The organism is Mesoterricola silvestris (assembly GCF_030295405.1).
GTDB lineage: Bacteria > Acidobacteriota > Holophagae > Holophagales > Holophagaceae > Mesoterricola > Mesoterricola silvestris.
On the sequence record NZ_AP027080.1, the window covers coordinates 716,888 to 742,807 of the forward strand.

15 protein-coding genes are annotated in these 25,920 nt (G+C 57.6%); 4 read left to right on the plus strand and 11 right to left on the minus strand.

Annotated elements, in window-relative coordinates; translation table 11 throughout:
- Positions 1-499 precede the first annotated feature (499 nt).
- Complete coding sequence (locus R2J76_RS03025) at positions 500-1,576, minus strand: DUF4238 domain-containing protein (RefSeq protein ID WP_316414304.1); 1,077 nt, start codon at positions 1,574-1,576, stop codon at positions 500-502.
- Between the two features lie 1,231 nt (positions 1,577-2,807).
- On the opposite strand from R2J76_RS03025, the gene R2J76_RS03030 reads away from it, so the two are divergent.
- A complete protein-coding gene (locus R2J76_RS03030) occupies positions 2,808-3,032 on the plus strand; it encodes a helix-turn-helix domain-containing protein (protein ID WP_316414305.1) in 225 nt (74 codons plus the stop codon).
- 127 nt (positions 3,033-3,159) lie between these two features.
- Here R2J76_RS03030 and R2J76_RS03035 read toward each other — a convergent pair whose 3' ends face one another.
- The 7 genes from R2J76_RS03035 to gmtY form a co-directional block, all read right to left on the minus strand.
- Complete coding sequence (locus R2J76_RS03035; protein ID WP_316414306.1) at positions 3,160-5,910, minus strand: ATP-dependent helicase; 2,751 nt, start codon at positions 5,908-5,910, stop codon at positions 3,160-3,162.
- Positions 5,911-6,504: 594 nt separating this feature from the next.
- The gene (locus tag R2J76_RS03040) at positions 6,505-10,905 is read right to left on the minus strand and encodes an NACHT domain-containing protein (RefSeq protein ID WP_316414307.1); all 4,401 of its coding nucleotides are present in this window, start codon (positions 10,903-10,905) and stop codon (positions 6,505-6,507) included.
- Positions 10,906-11,134: 229 nt separating this feature from the next.
- Positions 11,135-13,225: an AAA family ATPase gene (locus R2J76_RS03045; RefSeq protein ID WP_316414308.1), complete on the minus strand. Its 2,091-nt coding sequence runs from the start codon at positions 13,223-13,225 to the stop codon at positions 11,135-11,137.
- Positions 13,222-13,632, minus strand: coding sequence for a DUF6262 family protein (locus R2J76_RS03050; protein WP_316414310.1), 411 nt, complete (start codon positions 13,630-13,632; stop codon positions 13,222-13,224). Before R2J76_RS03050 ends, R2J76_RS03045 begins: the two co-directional genes overlap by 4 nt.
- A gap of 3 nt (positions 13,633-13,635) precedes the next feature.
- The gene (gene gmtX / locus R2J76_RS03055; protein ID WP_316414311.1) at positions 13,636-14,295 is read right to left on the minus strand and encodes a gamma-mobile-trio protein GmtX; all 660 of its coding nucleotides are present in this window, start codon (positions 14,293-14,295) and stop codon (positions 13,636-13,638) included.
- Positions 14,267-17,278, minus strand: coding sequence for a gamma-mobile-trio integrase GmtZ (gene gmtZ, locus R2J76_RS03060; protein WP_316414312.1), 3,012 nt, complete (start codon positions 17,276-17,278; stop codon positions 14,267-14,269). Before gmtZ ends, gmtX begins: the two co-directional genes overlap by 29 nt.
- A 10-nt stretch (positions 17,279-17,288) precedes the next feature.
- A complete protein-coding gene (gmtY, locus tag R2J76_RS03065; protein WP_316414313.1) occupies positions 17,289-18,668 on the minus strand; it encodes a gamma-mobile-trio recombinase GmtY in 1,380 nt (459 codons plus the stop codon).
- 266 nt (positions 18,669-18,934) lie between these two features.
- Here gmtY and R2J76_RS03070 point away from each other — a divergent pair, with 266 nt between their 5' ends.
- From R2J76_RS03070 to pta, 3 genes are all read left to right on the plus strand, one after another.
- Positions 18,935-19,726, plus strand: a complete 792-nt coding sequence (locus R2J76_RS03070; protein ID WP_316414314.1) for a hypothetical protein — start codon at positions 18,935-18,937, stop codon at positions 19,724-19,726.
- Positions 19,727-19,811: 85 nt separating this feature from the next.
- Positions 19,812-20,231 (plus strand): bacteriohemerythrin, encoded by a 420-nt coding sequence (locus tag R2J76_RS03075; RefSeq protein ID WP_316414315.1) that lies wholly within the window; start codon positions 19,812-19,814, stop codon positions 20,229-20,231.
- A gap of 2 nt (positions 20,232-20,233) precedes the next feature.
- Positions 20,234-21,244 carry a phosphate acetyltransferase gene (gene pta, locus R2J76_RS03080; protein WP_316414316.1) on the plus strand — a complete coding sequence of 337 codons (1,011 nt, stop codon included), beginning with the start codon at positions 20,234-20,236 and terminating at the stop codon, positions 21,242-21,244.
- 16 nt (positions 21,245-21,260) lie between these two features.
- On the opposite strand, the gene serS is transcribed toward pta, so the two are convergent.
- From serS to R2J76_RS03095, 3 genes are all read right to left on the minus strand, one after another.
- Positions 21,261-22,547, minus strand: coding sequence for a serine--tRNA ligase (serS, locus tag R2J76_RS03085; protein ID WP_316414317.1), 1,287 nt, complete (start codon positions 22,545-22,547; stop codon positions 21,261-21,263).
- 94 nt (positions 22,548-22,641) lie between these two features.
- The gene (locus tag R2J76_RS03090; protein ID WP_316414318.1) at positions 22,642-24,135 is read right to left on the minus strand and encodes a Gfo/Idh/MocA family oxidoreductase; all 1,494 of its coding nucleotides are present in this window, start codon (positions 24,133-24,135) and stop codon (positions 22,642-22,644) included.
- A 66-nt stretch (positions 24,136-24,201) separates the two neighbouring features.
- Positions 24,202-25,905, minus strand: coding sequence for a carbamoyltransferase C-terminal domain-containing protein (locus tag R2J76_RS03095; protein WP_316414319.1), 1,704 nt, complete (start codon positions 25,903-25,905; stop codon positions 24,202-24,204).
- Between the last annotated feature and the right edge of the window lie 15 nt (positions 25,906-25,920).

Here is a 25,920-nt window from a genome sequence, read left to right on the forward strand (position 1 = left end):
TTCTAGGTTCGGTGGCCCATCCATCTGATTTCGGGACCTCAAAAACACCCCCGCGCCCCGGTCCGGGTTCCGAGCCTACGGGCGTTCCGGGCGGGACCCGTCCCCGTTCCCTTCGGCTCGCCCACCACCCAAAAAGCGGGCGGCGGGTCCCAACTCGCCTCCGGTCACTCTTCGCGTTGCTCGTCCCGGCAAGGGCAGGCCCCTGCCGGGTGTCCAAGCTTGGGACACCCGCCCTGCACGCCCTCCGGTTCTCACCCTACCCGAGGCGCTCACGGCCGGGAATACTTGCCGAATAGCTGGCCAGGAAGCGATGGCGGAGGATTGAGCCACAGAGAGATACTCGAGGGCGCAGCCACCCGATGGAACTATTTACGCTGACAAACCAATGAATTTAGGAGTGCAAATAGGCCAACCTTGCATAGAGCCGGAGGTTAGCGAAGGCCAGCCGAAGGTTTTGATGAAAAATACGGTAGGCGGGCCGGTCACAAATTGTGACCAGTTACTGCCACACCCATTGCCCGTTAGAATCCTCCTGGAAACAACCGTCCATTCGCATTTGTTTTGGCAAGGAGAAACTTGACGCTGCCGAGAAAACCTGCCGAAAGCAGTCATGGCATTGGGCGGAATTAATGTTCATAACAGCGTCGGGCCCTATGGAATGTGCATTACCGCTCGTCATCCCATCCATCAGCGTCTCGGCAAGGATTTTCGCCTCCCAGAGGAAGAAGGCTTGGGCTGGGGCTCTCCGTTCCAGCCTCAAAATTTCCTGATATCCGATCCAGATCTCTGCGACATGCTCCTTGCTCACCAGCGACAGGCAAAGCGTCGGGGAAAGGGGAAAGGAGATCTCTACGTAAGGGGACCGCAGTCCCCTTGACCCTCGTTGCCACCTTTCTTTAATGGCCCTGTTGTTTATCCGAACGACTGGGTGGTCGGAAGTAATGAATGGGTCGGAATTAGTAGTCTCAAGAAGCATCCAGGCTTTATCCAAAAGCAATTCTGGTGAAAGTCGCCCTCCTCGAAGCTGATCAATGGCTAGTTTATTGACCCGATCATCGGTGAGGGGTTCATAGTCGGAAAAGGCTTCACGAAGTTCCACCCCCTTGCTCTCAAGACCCTTTTCCATGGCAAACAACATGGCCTTTGCATCTGCACGGGCCCGTGGGGTCCGGAGCAATTGTTTGATCAGGTAATCAGCTATAACAACTCGGTCCTTCGGTGTTAGATGCCCAATAGAACGCTTCCTGATTACCGTTTCAATAATTCTATCGATTGCAGCCTCAATCTTTCCAAAACCGATCTCTAGAGTATAGATTTCTCCGTCCTCGATAAAGTTATAATAACCTTTCTTTGATGCGACATCATGAATCGTAGAAATTCCTTCAACACCTAACTTTTTATCATAGAAATGGATTTTTGGTTCACCATCAGTGTTTGGAATAGCGAATCGACGAAGCAAGCATTGGGGAACATAGTGCTGTCGTTTAGCTAAATGTTTCCTTACTTCAGGAGTCACTTTGTTGGGGTGAATGGAGGTCCCGTAGTTAGTGCTGATGACCGGATGATTTATAATCATTTGAGGTCTCCTGTAATGCTTTCGTGATTTTTATCTTGAGCCATACGTGATATACAAAAGCTTAGCAATAGGGACAAGATTTGAGCTAATCAACCAATGAAAAAGACTCAACGGCTGCCACTAGGCTCATGGTTTCATTATTTTCTTCTAGATGAAGGTTTGAATCAAAGACCTTCAGCCCATGCTCTCAGGTGATCTCGGACCTTTGTCATCCCCGGGATCCCCTCGGATGCCATCAACTCGAATGCGCTTCTACCCCTGAAAAGCGGGTTCGAATTCGGCCGGTGGGCCCATTCGTTCGCGGTAGCCGGCAACAAAGTATGAAGGTAGGTGTAGATCTGCATGAGGAGGCTCACCCGCCTGAGGCCGTCCATCGTTGTCTCTAATCCTGGCTCGAGAAGCCTCCGTCGCTGTTCTCTCGTGAGATGCCATGCTTCAGCGATGTGATCAAACACGCGGGAACCTGGCCCAGCCAGCCGTTCTACAGCCTTCTTGGATAGTTTGTCTAGGGGCCAGCCATCCGTAGGATCGGCCAGGTTGGTCAAGTCAAAGCGAGCCCATAGCTTGCCTGCAACCCTCAAAGACTTCCGCATCTTCGCCATATGCGCCTGTACGAATTATCGACTGGAGGAAGAATCTTGCTTCATGGGCCAGGTCTCCGTTGATTCGGGGAACGAGATGATCCCATTGCGGCCGAGGTCAGGCTGGGGAACTGTTGGTTTGGGATTGGGTACCCTCGGGCTTGGTCCTGAGGAATAGGTATGAAGTTGCGAGAAGAACCTGTGCCTCCGACAAGCCGGTCGACTTCGAGATTGCTGTGAGCTCGTCTTTTTCCCGTCGGGATAGCATCACCCGTACTAGGTGCTTCCCCTGAACGCGACGCTTTCTTGCCGCCACATCATGGACTATCCGAAATTGCTCTGGCTTAAGGTAAGTCCTGACCTTGGTAAAGCCATCCATAATCCCATCGCCAAAGCGGCCGCTTCCGTAGCGAGCCAGCAGGAATTCAAAAGTCTCCTGGTCCAACCGGCAGGTTGGTCCTTCGAGCGACCGTGCCTTTCCCAAGGGGTCGAGGGAATCCGCTAGGATTTGGGCGAGGATCTCTGTGATTTGAGATTTCAGGTTGTCTGACATAGGCTTCCCCCGGCAGCCCACTTGTGGGGGGGTATGGGCGCCAATTGCTACTTATAGTCTGTAGACCTAAAGTCTTCAACCCAAGACTATCCACCATGTGGTTAGAAAAGGTGGAAAAGGCACGCCTGCGAGGCTTCGGTTTGCGAGGAGCTTAAGAGAGATCCGCCTGGAAAAAGGCCTTTCCCAGGAAGCTTTGGCAGAAATGGCCAACCTCCACCGGACGTATATTGGGTCAGTGGAGAGAGGAGAGCGAAATATTTCAATTGATAATATGGAGGTACTTGCCATCGCCCTGGGGCGGGATTTAAGGGAAATGCTCTAGGCTTTCAAGGCCAAGCGCCTTCTGGACCGGGTCGAAGCTGCCCTGAATTCGAATGATTCTAGGACGGTGTGGACAATGGCGGCCACGATCCGCTGCATGGGGTCAGCACCAGCGAAACGCTCACTGTTTAGATTGTCTTGGCTGCACTGCACATCTGACAGTAGTCGCATTTGCCGCATGTTTTCACACTGGGGTTCGGCGGCAACTTGTTCTGGCGAAGGGCGTCTGCCGCAGAAACGACATCCCGCCTCACATCCACCATGAATTCGTCGTCCACCGAACGGCTCTTCTGCTTTAGCTGATCAAGCTCGTAGATTTCGACGTAGTCCGGCCGCCGCCCGGTCAATTCCTGGTAGCCTAGCGCGTAAATGTGGAGCTGAGTTTCGGTGGCCGCTTCGGACTGTGCTCGATCTGTCGACTTCAAATCGACGATAGTGACTTCACCCGTCTCGATCTTGCGCACAAGGTCAATTCGGCCTGCTACAGACACCCCATCACCCAGTGCGATCTCAATGGCCTTTTCAGAGAACTCCACATGCCGGAATTTATCGGAGTTGCGCCGGATGTAGGCCCCAATCACCCTCTCTGCCGAACGCTCGAGTTGTTCCCGCAACGCCGGGTAGGCATATGGGGCTCGCAGATGCCGCCGCACGAGTTCCGCCGATTCTTCGGGATTCACTGTTTCTCCGCGCAATGCGCGAGAGTGGACCTCGGCGAGGGCGTCGTGCAGCGATTTTCCGTAACCGAGGGCCTCATCAAGTGGTGCGTTGAACCCGTAGAGGATACGCAACTTGAACTGATAAGGGCATTCGAAGAAGTATTTCACGTCGGAGAACGACAGCGTTACATTGGCGACCGACGACTTGGGCTGAGGCTCCAGCTTTGGCCGCTCAGTGTAATTAGGCGCCCTGCGTTTCACGTAATTGGAAACCAAGACGTCTTGGAAGTAATCCGATGCCGCCTGTGCCGTCCGATTCCCCGGGGTTGGCGCCCAGCTGAGATGCAGGAATTTCTGAGCACGGGTAACCGCCACATAAAAGAGCCTGCGCTCGTCGGCATCTCCACCCTTGTAGCGCACCGCGTTGTCAAAGGCGCTGGCAGGAATAAGGTGCCAAGCCGTTCGTCCGCCGCCACCCTTGGCGGGAAACCGGTTCCTGACCAGTTGGGGAATGAACACTACTGGCCATTGCAGTCCTTTCGATTGGTGGACAGTCATGATGCGCACGGCATCGGGACTCACAAATGCGTTGTCTTGCCAGCCCTCCGGGTAGGCATTCACAGCGTGGTACTGCAGAAATCCCGCGAAGCTGGTGTATTTTTCGCCCGGGCTCGAATGGAAATTAATGCTCTCGAAGTCCGAGATTGCCTGGCTGAACTTTCCGAGGTTATAGAATGCAATCTCGCCACGCCCGTTTGGCACACGCTCTTCGCGCAGGCCGCAAGCTTCGATGAATGCAATAAACTGTCGTTGCAGGTTGTAGACCTTGTACTGACCAATTGCGGCATTCTTCATGTCGCGTCGCGCACTGGACGCGCCAGCGATGGCGGTGTTCAAAGCCGCAGGGTCAATGCCAAGGTCCGCCCGCTGCCATGCAGTGCGAAGCGTTCCCTCGTCAATTGTTTCTGCAAGAAAATAAAAGAGTTGACGGGCCGCCTCGGCTTCATCGGTCTGGAATAGATTGTCCATGCCCGTGATAACGAAAGGAATTCCGGCAGAGGCCAGGGCCCGCGCGACCACCGCACCGTCCCGACGGACGGATCGCAGCAAGATCGCCATGTCTGACCAGGAGATGCCCCGTTCCCCCTCGCCATCGCGGATTGCCACGCCCCTCAGGGCATGGCAGGTGGCGGCAATGTGATCCGCCTCCTGATCGGGGCCATCAAATCCCAACGCGGTAATGTCGCCAACCTCATATGTTTGAGAGGCAGTCGCCTTCATTGCCTTTGGCAAGCGGTGAGCCAGTTTGCTAATGAAGTCGCGCGCGACCGCAACCACGCCCTCGCTTGACCGGAAGTTCTCTTCCAACCGGATCTGCGTAACTTTTGGATAGCGATTCTCGAAATTCAAAATGTTGCGCACATCGCTGCCACGCCACTGGTAAATTGTCTGGTCATCGTCACCGACGACGCAGACTGATGCGCCTAAGGCATGCAGTGCCTCGACGACCGCCTCCTGGATTGGATTTACATCCTGGTATTCATCGACGATCACGTGCCGGATGCGAGCTGCAAGTCGCTCCCGCAATCCGGTGTTCTTTGCCAGTTCTGCGACTGCCTCAAGCAAAATGCCGGAGTAGTCGAGGTAACCCTTACTGTGGAGCACGTGCTCATACGTGATTAGGTGTTCAACCACCGACACTCCGGCGAGCGCATCAGGAGCAATCGCGTTGTCCTCGCGGAGGATATTCATGGCGTCGATATAGTGTTTGGTATCGGTGTAACGCTTGAGCTGCGAGCCGCTGAGAGTGCTGCTCTGGGTCAATCCTGAGGCTCTAGAATGCCGATCAACGAATAGGGTCTGCTGAACCTCGTTGAGCACCTCGTACTTCATGAACGCCGGCACCTCGGATTTCAGCAACTCGAGGCAGAATCCGTGGATGGTTCCGACGTACATCTCGGCGAGCCCAGTGATGGTGCCAAGCTGGTCGTGGCAGCGGGTGTGGATGCGTTCTTTCAGCTCGGCCGCGGCCTTGTCGGTGAAGGTGAACGCGACGATGTTTTCAGGCCTGCATCCAGCACCGCCTTCCGCCACCGGACGCAGCAATGTAACGACGCGCTGGGAAACGACTTCGGTCTTTCCGGAGCCGGCGCAAGCGATAAGTTGCAGATTGCCGGTGGTGTGTGCAATGGCCTCGCGTTGCTTGTCTGTAAGTGCCACGGGTTTAGCCCTCGTGCCGGTCTTCCCTCAACCCTGAGACCAAATGAGGGGCCCGGGGTTTGGGTGACGGTGGTGTGAATGTAGGCAGAATCGAGATGTGAAGTTCCGCACATGGTAGCACTAAGGGAGGATGGCGAATCTGGCGGGACCGAATTCTTGATGGTCTGTGCCCTATTCTTAGTCTTGATGTGCGGAACGCCGGTCAGGAGGCTCTGCCCCTGACGCCTCCGACAACCGGCAAGACCATCTCAAACCAAATGCCTAGACAAGAATTTGGGGCAATACGAGCCTCGGGTGCCGGATGGTGTGGCCGGCAATGGCAACGCAACAATAATCATTCTAAGAAAAGCAGTTTGGTTGTGAGCTTTCGGCAGGTGTGCGCAGAGCCGCTTGGTTCCCAATTGGGCATGTCTTTGGTTGAGTCGTAGGGACTCACCTGGAACCAAAGCACCCAACGCCCCTGGGAGCTATTGGGCCTCAAGCCCCTTCAGGGTGGCTTGGTAGTTTCAGGGCAAACGCTTTGAATTTTTCTGGGTATTTAGCATTCAAGGAATGGGAGAACCGGGGATTTTTGAACCGTGAAAGAGCTTGGGGTCACAGTTGATCTGGAGTGCTAACCGAAGGTGAGGTGGATTTCTTCCTCTTAACACTAGAAGGATTTTGCTTGCGTGCTCTTTCTTCATTGGCTTTTGCATGTCTTTTGGTTAAATCGATACCGAGTACTGCGATTTCATCAATGTCTTTGAATTGCGAGGATATCGCAACCCAATGCTGACGTAAGGCATCAACAAGAGAAGAGAAGGCAGATACTGTGGTACCGTTTGGAAGGTCCCAGCCTGTCTTTGCGCCTCGATAAACAAGGACAAAAATCCCGCGGCTTGATCCCTTGCCTCGCAAATAATCTCCACAGAGTTGGACCTCTAGACGCTCAAAGAGGCTGGGCCCAGGCCATTTGTCCGCTATTTTTAGCTCGACTGGGACTGGCCCTTCGAAAGAGTTGCAATGGAATCGTAAGTCTGGTCGTTTTGCATCAGCGAGTTCCTCTTCCTGATTGACCAAATAGCGCCCACCGGAATGGTCATCCAACCAATTACAGATGAAATTACGAACGAGGACTTCCTGGTCCGCTTTGATTAAAATCGCAGCTGTGCTCGTGTCGCCATCTTCTTGTTCGTGCTTAAAGTCCAAAAAACGCTGGACGGCAAGGCGCCAGAGGTCACGATGGTTTCTTGGTGAGCGCTCCTGCTGGGTGTGGAATTCTACTACCTGACCCGGGGTCCAGGGCTGAGTGTCTGCATCTTGTGCCGCCTTTTCCTTGGCGTGGAAAGCCATCCAGGGGCGGGCGCTATCGGTGGGGTGCAAGCGCGAGATTTCGAGCAAGGCCAAGTATGCTTCTTTGCCTGAAGTTTCCCTAATTAGGGAAAGAAGGGTGTTGCGTGCATCTTGGGCGTCATCCCGCAATTCTGGTGTGTATACACCCTTGCCAACCCTATCGATGTCGTCAACCTCTTTCACGTGGGCGTGAATAAGCAAAAAGAGCCTCTTTAGATGCGCCACGGCACGATACCCTTGGCGGGCGATTCTTGTCTCCCCGCGGCCACCTAGCAGGGCAGTGATGAAGCGCATGGCAAATAACGTCTTGCTCTTGTCGCCTCTTAATTCGGCCAAACGAGCTTCAAGGGCAGGTATTGCAACGTCAGGATCGCTCCCAACCCAAAATGCATACCAAAGGGGACCGGCAGTAATGTTTTTTGTCGCTCTGGCCTTTCTTCCGGCAAGGCCAGCAACCCTTTGATCATCAACCTTGGATCCAGATATAATTGTGATTATTTGGCGAAGATAGGTTGTATTTTTGAGTGGCTTTTGGATTCGAATGAATAACAGCTCTGCCAGGTCGTCCCACATCCACTGGCCTGACCAGGAAGTGTCGTAAAGAACATATGTGCTTTTTGATTCCAAATTTTCGTCTCTAAGTTCGAATTTAACCTCTGTCATAATCAATTCAAGCACCTCTTTGGTGAAATGCCTGTATAGATCCGGAAGCCACGCTGGAAAGCCATTTAATTGATAGAGAGCGTATCGAGCTGCAAGTCTGGCGTCCTCTTTGGAAAGTGTAATGGGCCAATCCTTGATCTCATTTGCTTCAATATAGAGTCCGGTTAATCCAAAAATTACCGCAAATGGGATGGAATTGGGTGGGGCGCCTTCGGAGCGAAGTTTGGGTAGAAACCCTCGCCAAAAGCGCACTGCGCCATCTCTAAAAGCCGTTGCGACTGCTTCGCCGAAATCTGGAATCAAGGACCTCCAGTTTGCGGTGGTCCACTCGGTATGGGATGCGCTTTTGGCGCGCATTTGTTCATGCAGGTAATGCTGATGGTTTGTAATTTCAGCAGGCCTGCCGGAGTCTCTCAATTGCTCGACATTCTGTAATAAGTGGAGCTTCCATTGGCGCTTATTTTCTTCCCTTTGCTCGGCTTGGTGCTTGGATCGGGCTTTCCATTGCCTTTCTCGCTTCCGCCAACGCTGGATCTCCGCTGTGTTCGGTGGGTGAAGAAACCCGTCTAAAGCGGCGCTGAGCTCAGGGTATGGCTTGGTCCGGCGCCTCAATTGGATTCGCCAAGGGGTCGGCCTTTGGTTTTTTATGTAAATCGAAAAGGCCATGGATAATGAAATTAGGCGATCGTCTAATTGTGGCTTTTTTGAAATACCATCCAGGATGCGGTCAAAATCCTTCCCGCTAAAATCCCAAAAATGTCCATACATTCCGACTTGCCAAGATTCAGTGAGGCGTTCCCCTTTTTTTGTATCCTTGGATGCCCGCGTTTCCTCGACGTCTCTCCAGAATAGTGCAAAATTAAGTTCTTGCCATTCTGGTGCAATCTTCTTTATATCATCTTTGATATCGCCAAGGGTATGTTCAAAGCATTCCTCTGCGATTGGGAGTTTTCGAAGGATGGAAAGAACGGGCAGCTCAAGTGAGAACGTGTCCTTCTCCTGAATCAATCGGAGGGCGATGATCGCTGAAGCCCGTGTAAGCCAAATGAATTTGTTTGAAATTTCGCAATAGCCCCTTTCGACAAATGGCGGCGTATCCAATAACGCGTTGAATCCAGTCGCCAATTGGGGTAGTAAATTCGTTGGCACATTAGATATCCATTCGCAAATTGCATCTCCCAGTCTATCAACTGAGTAGGGCTCTTTATAGGAAGCTCTTTTTATTGACTCCAACAACCAATCCACAGCGATTTCATCGGTGGGAAGCCCGTAGATTAATTCCGTCAGCAAGTCTCGGTTCAGGCCAGTGCTAGTATCTTCATGAAGGATTGCCTTTCGCAATTCCTCGTTATCAGATGCTGACCCCACGAGCGCCAAGGCCCGGATGGCGGCAAGACGGGAGTGATTTTCACGAGAGTGAAGAGAGAAATCTTTGGCGAGGTCGGAAGCATCCTTTATCTCTCCATGCCAGATCATTCTCAATAAAAACCAGCTAATCTCTGAATTACTGGAGTAGCTGATAAGAAGATTCCTGATCTCATCCCCTAAATCGGGACTGGCAAAACGCTGGATGGCGGCGAAGTCCGTGAATGAGCGGCCGTGCGCAGGCTGCGAGAGAGTTTCGCAAACTTGTCTCAAGATTTGGCGTCTCATGTCGATTGGAAGGCTGCTTGGATCCCCGCCCTCAAGTAGGATTTCGGGGGCCAACTGTGATACCCGAGAGAAAATGCCACTATCGAGGAGAGCAAGCCACGACAACACCGGCCTCATGGTGGGAACTACCACCTCGATTCCGTATTGGGATCGGAAAAAGAGTTCCTCGATCTTTATTCTTGAGGAATGGCTTTTGAGCAGCTCAGACAGCCATTCGGCGGTTAAATACTCCCTTACAGATCGGTGGTGGAACCTGACAGTCCCATATATGCCCTCGTCGAAGATTGGCCGACTGAGCAAAATCCCGCAGTCTCGATCATCCCAATCAGGGAGTATTTCACGGACGGGAATTCCTTTGGAATTGCTTGAGCCGTCGGGAACGCGAATGCAGGGTTCCTTGGTGAGGGTAGTCGCCGCCGCAATGAGCCTTGCACCTTGGCGTAGCCTATCCGGCGTAAAGGGACGCAGCTCAGCGCGATCCTGGTCGGGTTCCTCCAGTCGACGTTTAATGCTGTTTTGGATGAGCTCCAATCGCGAGCCGATGCGCCCCTTGTCCTTCCAGAAATCAATCAGCTCCGCCAAATCTTGTGGGCGAGCAGCCAAGTGCCAAGCATCCTTCCGCTCCATTTCCTGTCGGAAGGCCTTGATGTTGTCCACCTTCCTTCCCAGCAAAAATGCTTCGATCTGGTTCGCTTCCAGGTCGTCGAAAGCCACCACCCGGAATGGTGCCATTGGCGTTTGATCGTTTTTTGGATTTTCGACCGTGAGAAGTTCCTCCTCTTCCTCAGAATTTTCTTCGTCGACGCGGTTTTCCGCTGGCAAGAACGGAAATAAGAAACGGCATAGGTCGAGATCGGTTCTGGCCCGCCATGCCGATGTTCGGCCTGTTATCAGGATGTGGGCCCTGTGAAGGGCTGGAGAGAGCGAGATCCCGATTTTCTTGATCGCTCGCTCAAAGTCCTTTGGATCCCTTAGCCTGGCCTCGTCAACTGAATCGAGTAGCAACCACCCTTCCTCCCTGGAGGCCAGCCATGCGTTGAACTCCCTGTAATTGCCTTCCTCGAACGCGCTCTCCAAGTCCTGGCAAACATGCTCAATTCGAACGAAAAATGCAGACTTACCTTCACCTCGAAGGGTGCGGGCAATGTTCCGAATTTCCATCGTCTTGCCGGTTCCCGCCTCCGACAGGAGAATGATTCGAAAATCTTTGGTCAACTCGGCCCAGCTAAGAGTGGAACGCTTCCCAAATCGCCGGATCAAGGCCGAGTCGTCATCTGCGTCCTTGTCCAAGCTCAGTTCGTGAAAGGTCCGATGCACCTGGATGAAGTCATCAAGCGAATGGGGCATTTCTCACCTGGTGAGAAGCTGAAACGTTGAATATCACTTGGAAGGACGACACAAGACGGTCGCATGCCCTGTTGTCCGACATCTTGCTGGTTCTTGAAATAATTATTCTAGCAAGGTCCCAGCGAGATCCCAGCCACTTCGTCAGATTGGCTCAAGCTACCGTATGCCCAAGTTGTCTCTCAGGAGGCTGGCTCTATGGGAGGCCGCGCTAGCCGCCGGAGAACTTGGATCACCATGGCCCTACCACCATCCCGGTGCGCCGCCGATTCGGGGCCGGGGTGGCTGTCACGGCGGTCTCCAGGGCGTCCGGGTCCCCCAATAGCACCACTTGCTCCTGGGCCCGCGTCAGAGCTGTATAGACCAGGGTTCGATCAAGGAGGCGGCTGGGGAAGACGGGGATGATGACCTGCCGGAACTGGCTGCCCTGGGCCTTGTGGACCGAGATGGCGTAGGCGAGGTCGACGGCCTCGCGCCGGTCCTCACGGAAGGCAATGGGATGATCGTGGCCGTCCCATCGGACCCGGACACCATCGGGCAGAACCTCGTCCACGGTGCCCAAGGTTCCGTTAAACAGCATGGCCTCGTAATCGTTCTCAAGGTGGATCACCGGATCTCCCTGGGCCAACCCAGCCCAAACTGGCTTACCGGTGGACCGCAGGGCGTGGAGGGCTGCGTTAACAGCAGCGGTTCCAGCGGGCCCCCGCTTGATAGGGGAAAGGATCCGAGCTTCACCCCCCATGGCTTCCTGGGCCTCGATGACAAGGGCCTGGGCGTCTTTCAGGCGGCATGGCAGAAACGACACCCCGGGGATGGCCCCGGCGAAGGCCGGAAGGTGCGGAAGTGTCCCCTCCCTGACCATCCGGGACACAGAGGGGATCCCGGTGGTCTCCGCCTGCCGGTGGATCCGGGTCAGTTCCACCTTGGGGACCATGGGATTGGTGGCCAAGGCCCCGAATACCAGCCCAAACCCAATGGGGGGAAGTTGGTAGGGGTCGCCCACCAGCAGCACCCGGGTTTCGGCGGGCAGCCGCCGCAGGAGGGTGTAGGCCAGGGAAAGGTCAAGCATGGATGCCTCGTCAACGACGATCAGGTCGCCGCCCCCGAGGGTCATTTGCTGGCGCTCCAGTGCCCCCAGGAAGCCCGCCAGGGTCCGGGCGGGGCATCCGGACTCCCGGAGCCGTTCGGCTGCCCTACCTGCCAAGGCGACCCCCAGGATGGAACCCCCGGTGGCCTCCTGGACATGCCGGACAGCCTTCAAGAGGGTGGTCTTGCCGGTGCCAGCGCCGCCCATCACCAAGGCGAATCGCTGGGTCGCGGCCAGCCAAATGGCGTGACGCTGCTCATCCACCAGGGGCAGGCCTTCCCTGGCCTCAAATTCTGCCACCAGGTCAGCGACCTGGCCGTCTCCGGGCCGGGACCAGAACAGGTTCTCGGACGGGGCGAACTCGGCCTCCACACGTTCCCGGATCCGGTCCCGGACAAAAGATTCCATCACCCAGGGCCCAAATGGTTGCCAGAACCCATCCGCCAGCCTGACCACGGCGCAGTCCGCCTCGGCCTGTGCAAGCGCCTCCCGGCTGTCTTCTGGCGAGCACCTAAGGAGCTCCCTGACGCCCGCAATGAGGTCAGTCTCCGTGATGGTGGTGTGCTTATTGGCCAGGGCTCGGTAGCAGGTGGCCTCGACGGCGGCGATCCGGCGCTCCGGGCAGTCCGTGTCGACCCCTGCGTCCAGGGCCGCCGCGTCCACCCGGGTCCATGGCGCGACCGCTAACATGCGGTAGGGGTTCTCCGCCAACTTGTCGGCGGTGTCCGCCCCCCAAAGGCGCAGAGCCTTGGCAGCCAGGGCCACGGGGAAGTGGTAGCCTTCCAGCCAACGGATCGCCTTGGCCTCCTCTAGGGACTCCCTCCATGCGTCCACCAGCGAGGCCGCGAGGTCGGGTCCTAGGACCGAGGATAGGCGGGGCGTGTCCCCAGCGTCCAGGAGGTCGTGGAGCCCCTCCCCAAAGGCGTCCCAGAGGCGGCGAGCGCGGGCTTCGCCGATCCCCTGGAAGGCCCGGTTTCCCGCAAGGAACCGTTGGAGCAATACCCCTTTGGGGCAGACCGGCACGGCCCGCTGGGCCTGGACCTGGGGGCCGAACCTGGGGTGGGTCCGGAGAGGACCGACCACTTCCCAACGCTCCCCGATGGCCGGGGGCCGGTGGATCACGGCGGCATCGGCCACGACCCGGTGGAGTGTCCCGGCCTCGTCCTGGCCGGTGAAGACGGCTCCACCGCTGGCCCCGGGCCAGACCTTGCAGACCGTTAGTGCGAGGTCCGTCACGGGATCACCCGCTGCCCTGTGGCAACCATGTGGGCCTCGATATGGCCGTACTGTGCCAGCCTCGCCCGCAGCCCGTGGACCTCCGCCGTCAGGGACGCCACCTGGGTCTCAAGGGTCTGGATTCGCTGGTCCTTGCCGTCGTCCTTGGCCAAGGGCATGTCCCGGGCTTCGATCCCGGCCAAACCCATCTCCTGCGCCGCCGCCTCCAGCATGGCGCGGCAGTGGGGATTCTTGTAGAGGGACTGCCGGTCGACGCATGCCGCCAGGGCGATGGCGGAGGCTGAAATTTTGCCATTTCTGCCGGGGAGGCCCTTTCCCTCTGCCTTGAGCCTTTGAATGTAGGTCTCCAGGGCGGCTTGGGACTCCTGGCCAACCTTCTGGCTGCTCTTGGGGAGCTGGGCATTCATGGGCTATTTCCCGAGGATCTTGCGGATCGCAGTGGCGTATCCGAACTGGTAAATGACCCGCTTTCCTTTCCGGATTTCCCCCCGCTCGCCTTCGGTCCACCCTTCATTGCCAAGGAACTCGGGAGAAATGGCCGCCTTCAGGGCATCCCGCTCCGGTTCGGTAAGCTGGGCAGCCATTTCCAATATGGCGATTGGTGTGCCTTTGGGGGTCGGTACAACTGTGGCTCCTATTGGACGCATGTCCACCGTCTCAACCCTGGTGGCCTTTAAGTGGTTAACCTGAGCCTTCAGGTTGTCTCTTTCCGCGATGATGGCCTGCATGATGGACCGGATCGCAGGGTCCTCGATCCGCATCAGGTAGCCATGGCTTGCCAAAGCCTTCGGGGGCGGGGCCACTGGTGGTCCCACGTATGCTCCCCAGGCCAGGATCAAGTCTTTATAGTCCCGGGAGGTGACGTTATAGAGGATCCGGCCTTTGAAGATCCCCTGCTGCTCGCAGAGACGGCCAATAGTGGCCAGAGAGAAATCCCTGGAACCGGTCTCGTGCTGCTTTCGGCAGATTTCGTGGATCCGGTTCAGGGTTCGCTGGACCTGTGCGCGAGGCCCTTTGGCGAGCAGGGCAGCCAGGACGTCCTCAGGATGAATGTCGGTCGTGAAGGGCATTCTTTGCTCCGTTTCCGTGTGGATGGACCAGTTTTACGGGTTCGGGGGATCCGGCCAGGATTTCCGTCAGGTCTGCGCCCAGGCGCTCTCCGAGACGTTCCCCGGCATCCATCAGGGCGATGACTTCTCGTTTGCCGATTTCGGGCTTGGCAGGGTTCATGACCTTTGCAAGCTGACGCATAACGGCGTTGCCGATGACCAACTGCTCTCTTTCCGAAAAGCGCAAGAACATCGGTGGCAGTCCCTCATGGGCGAATGCCGCGTCGAGGAGTTGGCTGCGCCTCAGGATCGCCTTCCCTGTCTCAAGGTCAGGATAGAGTTCAAGATCTTCGCAAACCCCAGAAAGCTGTAGTAGTTCAGAGTCCGTTTCTTCAAACCGCGCCTGTACATCCATGGAGGAACCGACGGAGATCAGCTTCATTCCTTCGGAGGGCTCCTTCAGTGCATCCAGGCACCGCTCGATCAGCTTCCAGCAGGCCACGAGCGACTCCGCGAGTTCGTTCCAGCGCCCGATGGCAGTTTCGCGGAGGCGCTCGGCACGATTGAGTTCATTCATCCTATCGAAAGGCACTCCTGCGGTGGCGGCATCAAACCTCGCCGCCTCAAGCGCTTCGTGGGCCTGTTCGTTTCGAACAGCCTCGGCCACGGCTTCGTCCACCTGGTAGGACAAGTTGTTGAACCTGGCCGCCAGCGCTGGAAGGTAATGGGGCATGGTCACAAACCACCGACAACGGACGCAGTTTCTCGGGCCACCGGGGACGGGGCCATAGCGGTGGTGGGAAGGGTCCGTAATCGCACCGCCGTTGAAACACCCGCCGATCCGTTTATTTTCCTCGAGTTCACTGACGTTCCCGCCGACGAGGCACATTCCGATCCCCATTTCCATCCATCCAGCCGGGTTTCGGTCGGCGGGATTCTCGGGGATCGTCGCTGCGAGGCCGGTGGGGCTATTACAGATGGCCGTTTCCAGCATCCGGGAATATTTTGTGTCCCGAAGGAAAGCGAGGATGCTTTGTCCCTGGTTGGCCTCCAGACGGGCAACCCCGTCTGCAAGGGCATCTTCAATCCTCGTCGCCCCCGGTTTGGTGTAGTAGAGGGTCATGAGGAGACGGGCATGGCCAACCGCCTTCGCAAGGATGTGGAAGGGAACTTGGCCGTCCAGAGCCAGAGCGGTGACCATGGAAACCCGCAAACTGTGGAGGGGGAAATTGGTCGCGATGGTGCGTTTGGTCGCGCTTCCAGGCAAAACGAGCCGGATTTTGGAACCATCCGAATGGGTCACCCGCTCAGCCGCAAGGTCCTCTTCCAGTTTGCCGAGGAGCATGTACCAGGGGTTTCCGAGCATACCGTCCGTCAACGGATTTTTCCGTTCGCTTTTCTTCTGCGCCTCGGCGTGCCTGAAAAGGAAGCATGCATCCGGATAGGCTGCCAACTGGATAGCAGACTTAACGCCGACATGGCGGTGGTCCAAGTCCGACCACCTTGTCGGGGCCTTTATTGGATTGTATTTGGACTGCCAATTCCGGAGCTTTTCAAGCCAATAATAAACATCTCGGTGAACTGGTCCGGGTGTTTGCGGCCATGGAACCGTGAAGCCAAGGTGGGGCCCAGACTTGGCGATGTCGGCAGTCTTGTTGGTATTGATATAAAGCTCCGTGGAGAATGTTCCGTCCTGAGCCTTCCTCCGCCGCAGTACGCCCTGCTGCCTGGGCATCCCTTCTGTCCCTTGGGCCAGGGGGCCGGAGTTCAAAACCCACTGCCCGCCGTCGAGTTTCCAGGTATCCGCTTCACCGCTGTCCAGGACTCGGACTTGGAAGGTCCTGAGGGGCACGAGAAGCTTCACAAGAAGCGCCACCCATCTCACGGGGGACCACATTTCCAGCACGTCGCCGCCGGAATAATCCGCCCTCTTCCTAACCCGAACGACGCAATCCGGGTCATTCCGGTCTATCTGGTCCTCGGTGACCGGGAGCCAGCCCGCGGGAATCGCGCCCCCTTTCCCTTCGCTAGGCCCGGAGGCCGTTTGAGCCCAAGTCCAGTCGGAGAAATTGGGGCCGCTGGCCAAGATGGTCCGGAGTTTCTCGATGTATCCAAACGGCAAGGGGCTGTGAACGCTTTCGTCCAGTTTCGGAACCAGACTGTAGGATTTGTAGGCGACAGGGTTTCGGTAGATATCGGGAACCGCCACCCGGCCATGGTCATTCTCCACAGTCAGTTTCTCCGTCATCACCCATCCCAGGAAATCGTGAAGGGAGTTGTTCTGCCTGATCCCGTCGGTGGATTGGCCGTAGATGGTTCCGAACACATCTGGCAAAAGAGTGGTCTTCAGGAAGAAGGTAGGGATGTCCATGAGCAGCCCTTGTCGGGCCAAATATTTCTCTAGGAAAGTGCCAACCGCATCCACTTTCAGCCTGACGCCCCGATGGGCGGTCCCCATCCATCTCGCGGCCAGCAACCGCCACTCCTCAACCTGGGGGTAATTCCATGTGATCCAACTAAACTTCGTGTCGGCGTGCCGGGGCTTATAGATCCTGGTACGTGGGGCACCGTGTTCAAAGGTATTGCTGTTCCGATATTTGACCGGGTTCCGATAGGCAGGGTCTACCTCGACCCGCCCGCTCTTGCCATGGGTCGAGCAGAGATCGCGCAGGACGAACTCTATGAAGGCGTGCATCCGGTTGTTCCAGATGGCCCCCGCATGGGATTTCGGGCAGACGGTCTCGAAGAAGTCTGGAATCTCTGAGGTTGTCAGGAGAAATTTCTTTGGGTCCAGGGGGAGACGCTGCTGGAGGATGAACTTGTCCAGGAACATCGAAAGCGCCTGGAGGTTGAACTTATGGCTCGTTCGGTCCTTGTCGCTGTCTATCCATTTCGCGGCCAGGCCCCGCCAAGCTTCCAGTTCCGGGTACTGCCTGCTGGCCCATTTCAGTTCCAGATCCAAAGTGCGCCAAGTCTTCTTCGCTTTTCCTCGCGTTACGGCCATCGCCCGTCCTCTAAGGAATGCCCAACGCCGGAATGACGGCGGTGGACAGAGTTGAATGCAGGCGCTCCGCCCCTAAGCGTAGGTGTTCGATCATCTGAGCAGTGGTGGGGGTGGTGTAAACGGCCTGACTGTCCAGGGAACTGTGGTGCATGAACCTGCGGATCTCCTCCTGGGAGAACCCGCCACCGACGAGTCGACGACCATAGGCGTGCCTGTGGCCGTGAGGGGTGGTCCCGAGAGCCTTCCCCACCACCAAACCAATCCGTTCGCAGGCCCGCCTGTGGGCCTTGTTGTATTGGGACAGCCCATATATCCCGCCCCGGGGATCCTGGCCGAGGTTGATGAAGGCGAACGGATGCGCCCTGGGTACTCGCGCCACCTGCTCCAGGTAGAGGTACCAGACCTTCAGGAACAGTTCACCAAACTCCGGGATAAACCAATAGGCTCGCTTGTAATAGGGAGCATCGTGAGTTCCGCCCTTCCAGCCCGCTTGACGGCTGCCCATGAGCAGGTGACGGGGGGCAAGGCCGAACTTTGCGGCCAAGTAGGCCGCCCGGTTCCCCTGTCGTGGGTTACCGCGTTCGTCCTTCCAGTCGTTAGGGGCATCCCCGAAGGAGGGGTGATGGATCAGGACCATCGCCCGCTTTGGGTTGGCTGGGTCGGGAAAGACATCCCCGATATAGAGGTGGAAGGGTTCCGATTCCCGGAACCCAGCCCCATGGAGGAGGAGGGTGATCAGGATGTCTCGGTAGCTCTGGCGGCCCGCGACCTTGAACCCTTCCATCAGTAAGTCCTCGAAACTTTCTTCGGGAAAGGATGGGGGCTCGCCCCTTTCTACCCTGGGCGGGCGACGAGCCCTGAACATCCGCCCCTGCGAATTGGGAGTGTCGTTGGCGGCCCAGGTGTGTCCCAGAAAGGCCCGTTCCCGTCTGAACTGGTAGGCGGCCTCGTCCGCCAGGCGGTCATAGGCGCTGCCCGCATATCGAGGGTTCACTGCCGCTGCAACTGGGTTGTCCTTCCCGAGCCACCCAAAGAAGTCAGACAGGTGTGTGATTACTTTGGCGGCCTCGGAAGGGGCCAGGGGCCTCCAGCACAGCCAACTGGGGTCCAGCCCAGATTCCAGGTCAAAGGTCCCCGTGTAGAGTCGCTGGGCAAAGTTCTGAAAAAGCGCCCTGGGGTCTGGCTGGTCTGGGTTCGCCTGCACATATTCCAGGAAAAGCTGGACCGAACGGTTCACCTTGGTCATCCAGGCCAAACTCCGGTCGTGCGCGTGGGCCAAGCAGTAGTCCAGAAGCGGCGTCAGCCATCCCTCTAGAGTCCGGAGGGCGGGGATCTCCGTGTAGGCCCCAGTGTTGTCCGTATGAACGCGGACCCGCTGCGTTATAAACATGGGGATGGCCTGTTGTCCAACATGTATGCAATATGTGGTTCGACTTACAGGGCGTCAAGGCATGTTTTCGATAAATTTTCACCGGCCTTGGGCCGTCCCAAGCCTTTCTATGTATCCATCCCCGGGGGGAAGAAGAACCGACGACCTTTCGCTTACAAGGCGAGTGCTCTACCCCTGAGCTAAGGCGGCTGGGCAGCCAGTATAGCCTGGGGGCCTTCCGTCCGGAACGAAGCCCGGTCAGACTCGCCTCCTGCGCGGAGGCCGCGATGCTCCTGGAATCCCTCCTGATCCTGTCCTGCTGCCGCGCCGTCGCGGCGGATCCCCTGGTGGAGATCGACGGCGCCTTCCATCGGGCCTACGCCGAGGCGAGGGCCGGGGCCCTGGCGGCGCAGGGGCCGGTGCTGGTGGTTTCCGGGGATTCGCTCCTGCTGTACCGGGGCCGGGTCCGGGTGGCCGAGGCCGTCATCCGGAGCCCGCGGTACCACCGGCTCAAGGGCCTCGCCCACGTGCCCCTGGCGATCCGGCTTTCGGCGGGGAATCCGGAGCGGCTCGCGGCGCTGCGGGGATGGGTCGCGGCCCTGGAACCGGGTGCCGGCGCCCTGCGGGAGGCCTCCCTGGCGTTCCTGGACGGGGGAGGCGACGCGTCGGGCCTGGACCGGTACTGCGCGGGCATGGAAGGGCCCCTGGAGGCCCTGGCCCGGGAGGCGGCGGGGCTGGAGCTGGAGGCCCTGGAAAAAGCCGTGGGGGCCTGGCGCCGGGACCTCCTGGCCGCGGACTGGGACCGGGTGCGGGTGGTGGTGATCGGGTCCCACATGGCCCGGGAGGGGGAGGTGGGCTGGCAGTTCTTCACCCGGCTCCTGGGGGAACCGGGGGAGGGGGGGCGGCTGGTGTTCGCGGAGGAGAAGTGGGACCCGGCGGAGGCCCTGAAGCTCCTGGCCACCCATGCCGTGGACGGGGACCTGGGCCGGGCCTTTTTCGGGGACCCCGGCCGCATGCACCGGGACGTGCTGGCGCCGGGTGCAAAAAAGTGGCTGGATTCCCATCCCATCCCCCGGTGAACCCGGCTAAGCTTTCTGCCTAAACCACCCACAACCCCCGGCAGGAGACCCCGTCTCAGGCGCCGGATTCTTCCAGGAGGGCGCAATGGCAGCCATCATCTGGGACCGGCATCTGGCCACGGGGTGCGACGAACTGGATGAGCAGCACCGCACCCTCATCGACACCTTCAACCGCCTCTGCGCCCTGGCGGGGCGCGGGGACTGGAACCACGACGAGATCGAGGGGAGCCTGATCTTCCTGCGGGACTACACCCTGGTGCACCTGGAGACGGAGCAGGAACTCATGGCGCGCCACGGCTACCCCCTGGAAGCCGAACACCGGCGCCTGCACTCGGACCTGGTCCAGGATCTGGAGGCCATCGTGGACGGTTTCCACAGGGGCACGAAGGACCTCACTCCGGTTACCCTGGAGTATCTGGATCAGTGGCTTCAGAGGCACATCCGGAACGAGGACTTCCGGCTGGCGGAATTCCTGAGACACGCGGAAGCGCGGACGAGAGGGTAGCTATGAACGCCAATCACGAGACCTGGTTCACCGAGTTCCGGAAGCGCGCCAAGGCGCTCTCCCGGCACATCGTCCTCCCCGAGGGCGTGGACGACCGCACCCTCAAGGCCGCCCACAGCCTGCTCCAGGACGGCATCTGCCGCGTCACCGTGCTGGGCGATCCCGCGCGCATGACGGCCAGGGCCGCCGAACTCGGCCTCTCCCTCCAGGGCGCCGAACTTCGCAACCCCGACACCGATCCCGAGACCCCCGAGCTGGCCGGCGCCTTCTTCGAGGCCCGCAAGCACAAGGGCATGACCGAGGCCAAGGCCCTGGAGACCGTCAAGCTGCCCCTGTACTTCGGCGGGATGCTGGTGAAGACCGGCAAGGCCGACGGCTTCGTGGCCGGGGCCCTGAACACCACCGGCGAGACCGTTCGGGCCTGCCTCCTCACCATCGGCTGCGCCAAGGGCATCAAGACCGTGTCCTCGGCCTTCCTCATGATCCACCCCGACCCCGCCTTCGGCGAGCGCGGCGCCATGATGTTCGGCGACTGCGCCGTCCTGCCGGATCCCGACGCCGAGCAGCTGGCCGAGGTGGCCATCGCCTCCGCCGACAGCGCCAAGGCCATGCTGGGCGTGGAGCCCAAGGTGGCCATGCTCAGCTTCAGCACCGCCGGTAGCGCCGAGCACGAAAAGGTTGACAAGGTCCGCGCCGCCCTGGCCAACGTGCGGGAACGCCGCCCCGGCCTCCAGGTGGACGGCGAGATCCAGTTCGACGCCGCCATGATCCCCGCCATCGGCCAGAAGAAGTTCCCCGGCTCCGCCGTCGCCGGCAAGGCCAATGTCCTCGTGTTCCCCGACCTGAACGCCGGGAACATCGGCTACAAGATCGCCGAGCGCTTCGGCGGGGCGAGCGCCAACGGCCCCTTCCTGCAGGGCCTGGCCAAGCCGGGCAACGACCTGAGCCGGGGGTGCACGGCGGAGGATGTCGTCAACACGGTGGTCCTCACGGTGTTGCAGACCGCCATCTGAGCAACGACGACGGTAACTAACCCAAAGGTGCCTCAGGCTCGATGACCTCCATGCCTCCCATCCAGGGACGCAGGACCTCCGGCACCCGGATGGAACCGTCCGCCTGCTGATAATTCTCCATGACCGCGATCAAGGTGCGTGGCAGACCCAGCCCGGACCCGTTCAAGGTATTCAGGAACGTTGGCTTCCCGCCTCCTGCTGGGCGGTAGCGGAGGTTGCTGCGCCGGGCCTGAAAGCTACCTACGCTGGAGACTGAGGAAACCTCCAGCCACTCGCCGCATCCCGGGGCCCAGACCTCCAGGTCGTAAGTCCGGGTGGCGGCGAAGCCGAGGTCTCCGGTGCACAGTTGCTTGACCCGGTAGGGAAGGCCCAGGCCTGTACAGGTGGCTTCGGCATCCGCCAGGAGCTTGTCCAGCATGGAATCCGCATCTTCAGGCCGGCAGTGGATGTACATTTCCACCTTGTCGAACTGGTGCCCGCGTTTGATCCCGCGCACATCCCGCCCGGCGCTCATTTTTTCGCGCCGAAAGCAGGGTGTGTATGCGGTATAGCAGCGTGGCAACTCGGCCTCCTCGAGAATCTCGTTCAGGTGGAGACCGGTGAGTGGCACCTCGGCGGTCGGTACGAGATACAGGCTGTCCTCGGCATCCTGGTACAAATTGGCCGCGAACTTCGGCAGCTGACCGGCACCGTGGACGACGGCAGGCTTGACCAGGAAGGGCAGGTATTTTTCCTGGTACCCCTGGCGAATGTGCAGGTCTATCATCCAGGCGATCAGGGCCCGCTGGAGGCGCGCGCCGGCGCCACTCAGGACATAGAAACGCGACCCGGCCAACTTGACGCCGCGTTCGAAGTCCAGGATGCCCAGATCGGGGCCAAGCTCCCAATGGGGCCTGGCGGGGAAGGGGAACACGCTTGTGGTGCCGAAGGTACGCAGAAGAAGGTTGCCCTGCTCTCCTTCCCCCAGGGGCGTGCGTGGATCCGGAAGATTCGGCAGGGCCTCGAGCAGCGCCTGGAAAGGGCCTTCGACTTCGGCCAGGGCCCGCTCCAGTTCTCCGATTTTCCCGCCCACTTCGCGCATGGACGCCACCAGCGCCTGTCTCTGGCCAGGATCCTGCATTTGCGGGATTTTCCGGGAGGCGAGGTTGCGCTGCTCCCGGAGGGCTTCAAGCTGCCGGAGGCGAGAGCGCATGCGCTCATCCAGGGACAAAAGGTTATCGACCACGGTCGGGTCTTCCTGCCGGGCCTGAAGCCCAAGGCGGAAGCGTTCGGGGTCCCGTCTGATTTCCTGGAAGTCCAACATGGATAGCTCCGGTGCGCCTCGAAAGAGGATAAAGCAAGGCTGTGGAATAGTGGCAGTAATGACAGTGAAACAATATTGTTAGAAGCAATTAATTCTATTTATTAGGTTTTCTTATAGGCGCTATAGGCTCTAAGCAAAATGGTGCGTTTATTATCTGATTACTTCCGTGAAAGGCGGCCGCAGCTGATTCGTAGATGGCGGCGGCTATCCGGACGGCAGGCCTGGATCTGCGAAAATCGGTGCATAACTCCTCCTGGGGAACTTCCCCCCGGTGCGCCCGAAGGAAGTCCATGATGACCTTGGCCTTGGCCTTGTCTCTCATGTCGCTCAGGGGCTGCTCGAGTGCCTGGATCGCGTCCAGATCCAATTTCTCCACAGGCAATCCGCCAATCATTTTGTGGTTTCTAAAGATAAATATTTCCAAATGCTCTTTGCCGCCAGCCTGACGGGCGTTGGCCACGTTTTCCTTTGATTTATAGGAGTGGAAATGAAGAGTCTGAAAAGGCCCCTGCTGGATCACATGGGCCTCATGCCCAACCCGCCCGTTGCCTTGATAAAGATCCCGCCCCTCCGCCGTCACCCAGTCACGGGTGGAAAAGCCGTTATGGCACAAGTTAATACTGGCCACCGTGATGACCCTCCGTCCTTTTTTGAAGGAGAGGTTACAGAAGGCATCCACTTCACCAAATTTACTGGCCAATGTGGCAAATTGATCATCACTGTATTTGTTATACATGCCGAAATTTTCAGAACCAAACAACTTTTCGTGATCGGCAGTCGTAAGCTGCGCCATGAAGTCATTAGGTCTAACAAAGTTTGAATATACATCCATATTGTCGACATTTTTTTCCGGACTTGCCGCCGCCTCCAGCAGAAACGGGACGATATCGAAGTAATGGTATCCACTGTGCGAGCACTTTCCGTAACCTTGCATGTATGGGTGGTACAGCTGATCCACCATTTCGGTGGGCATACGCCACTGGCCATCAGAATGAAAGGATTGAATGTTAGTCACAGGGCAATTGGTCTGCGCAAAGCAATCCTGGAGGCGGTCCCTGATGAGGTTGAAGGATGTCTGATATCTCCTCTGAACCATCATGGCAAAGCAGAGGCGCGGATTGGCCTGTCGAGCACGTTCGTATAAGGTGGAAAGATCCTCGTAATCCTGGACTAGCTGCCGTGCCAGGTGCCCCTCGGTAGAAATGTCGGTGTGTGTTGATACTGGCTTATCCATCAACACGGAAAGGCCATTTGCCAATGCCCATTTGGCATACATGACATGAGTCAAAGGTTCGGATGCAATAATGACGATATCGATGCGCTCCTGCTCGACCAGCGTGTCCATGAGAATGCGGACCTCTGGATTTAGTTCATCATAGGTCTGCTGCTTCTCTTTGATTGTGATCAGTTTTGGCCGAAGGGCACGGCCGTGCAAATAGGCTTCCATGTCTGTGCGGCAGGCCTCCAGGTCCACCACTACGGCCAGATTGAGATTCCAATCATTTGCGATCATCTCGATAAATGGAAAATAAATGCGTTTGGCGTGTGGTCCTAGCCCAATTAGTATAATGTTTGAAAGTGGTTTCAAGTCAAAGTCCAATCATTAATGATTAGTGATTACGAAAATTCTGTTGACAGAGCGGAATGTTCCACGTCAGGCGGTCTCCTTCTGGAGGATATAATTCCCCATGACAAGCCAATCGATGCCGATGGCCGCATTGAAGCACTTGATTGCGTCTGCTGGCGATTCGACGATGGGCATCCCAGCGAGATTGAAGCTGGTATTGAGCAGCACAGGCGCTCCGGACCGCTCACCAATTGCGCCCAACAATTCGTACAAAAGGGGATTGGCCTCATGGGTTACAGTCTGCACGCGGGCGGTACCATCCACGTGGACACAGGCCGGGAGGTCCTGATATGCCTTCCCGGTTACCCGCGCCGTTTTCATCATGTGTGGGACGGGCGAGCGAAGATCGAAATAGCGATGTGCATCCTCTAACCGGACTACTGGCGCATAGGGGCGGAACCACTCCCGTAATTTAATTTGGCTATTGAGAATCTCCTTCGTCCAAACGTTCCGGGGCGAAGCTAGGATGCTGCGATTGCCCAAAGCTCTCGGGCCATATTCGCTGCTTCCCTGGAACCAGCCGATCATCTTGCCAGCCATCAACGCCTCTGCCGCCACCTGGGCAACGTCATCCACGACAAAAACCCTGAATCCTGAACCATTCTCCTGGATCGCCAGGCGCATTTCCTCCTGGTCGTACGCTGGCCCCAGATAGGGATTGCACCCGAAGGCGGGAACCGTTCGATTCTTCTCGTACAGGTAGCATGCCGCTGCGCCCAGCGCCAGTCCGGCATCTCCCGGAGAAGGCGGAACGAAAATGCTCACCCCTAGGGTTTCTTCAAGATAGGCATTCATGACGGAGTTCATCGCCACCCCGCCTACCATGCAGACATTGCTGACCCCGCACTCGGCAAGCAACGCCTTGGTTCTTCTCTCAATGGAGGTCTGGACTTCCTGCTGGACCCAGGCAGCCAGATGCATATCAAATGGCCGGATCAACCCGTTACTTTGCCGCCGGGAAGGAATTTTCCTTCCCCCCTTCTGGAACCAGTCAGCGAAGGCCTTCGTGTCGTCCTCGGCATAACCCTCTTCGGCTACCGAAGAGCGCTCGCGCCCTTGATCGTCTGGGGAGAAAAGGTGGTGTCCAGCCAGTTGTCCGGCGTCACCGAAGGAGGCGAGACCCATGGTTTTCCCGGATTCCCGGTAGCTGTTGAAACCCAATTGGCAGGTGATGTCTCCATACACCCGTCCATAGCCGGCATCCCCTGGCTGGTCATGATCTCGCGCCACAAGGGTGATCTGACTATCCCGTAGAAGATAGTAACTTGTTTGTTCGGCGGGATTTAGCTCAAGACGGTTAACTTCGGGGGCACCGAAGAGGTTGCCGGTATGGTCGACGATTACAATCAGGGCATCCGTGAACGGACACTGGCTGGCCGCCGCCATGGCATGGGCTTGGTGATGGGATTGCACATAGTGGAGCGGAAGCCGGGCCTCGAGCAGATTCCCGAAGACGACTTCAATATTTGGCGGATATGGCCCAACATAGCTCATCGGTTGAGCAAAACTGCAAATGGCTATGGCCTCAATTTCATCGGGCGTAATTTTAAATCGATCTAAAATAAATTCAAATGATTGTTTGAATGATCCATCATATTTCTTTCTAGAAATTCGCTCTTCAGCCAGAGCTACCAATGGTTTGCCGTCTTTTAGGCAGGCCACATTGCCATCATATGTAATAGAACCGTCAGGAAGAACGGGGCAATTGATGCCGAAAATGAATTTTTTCATTGCAATTTCCCTTCG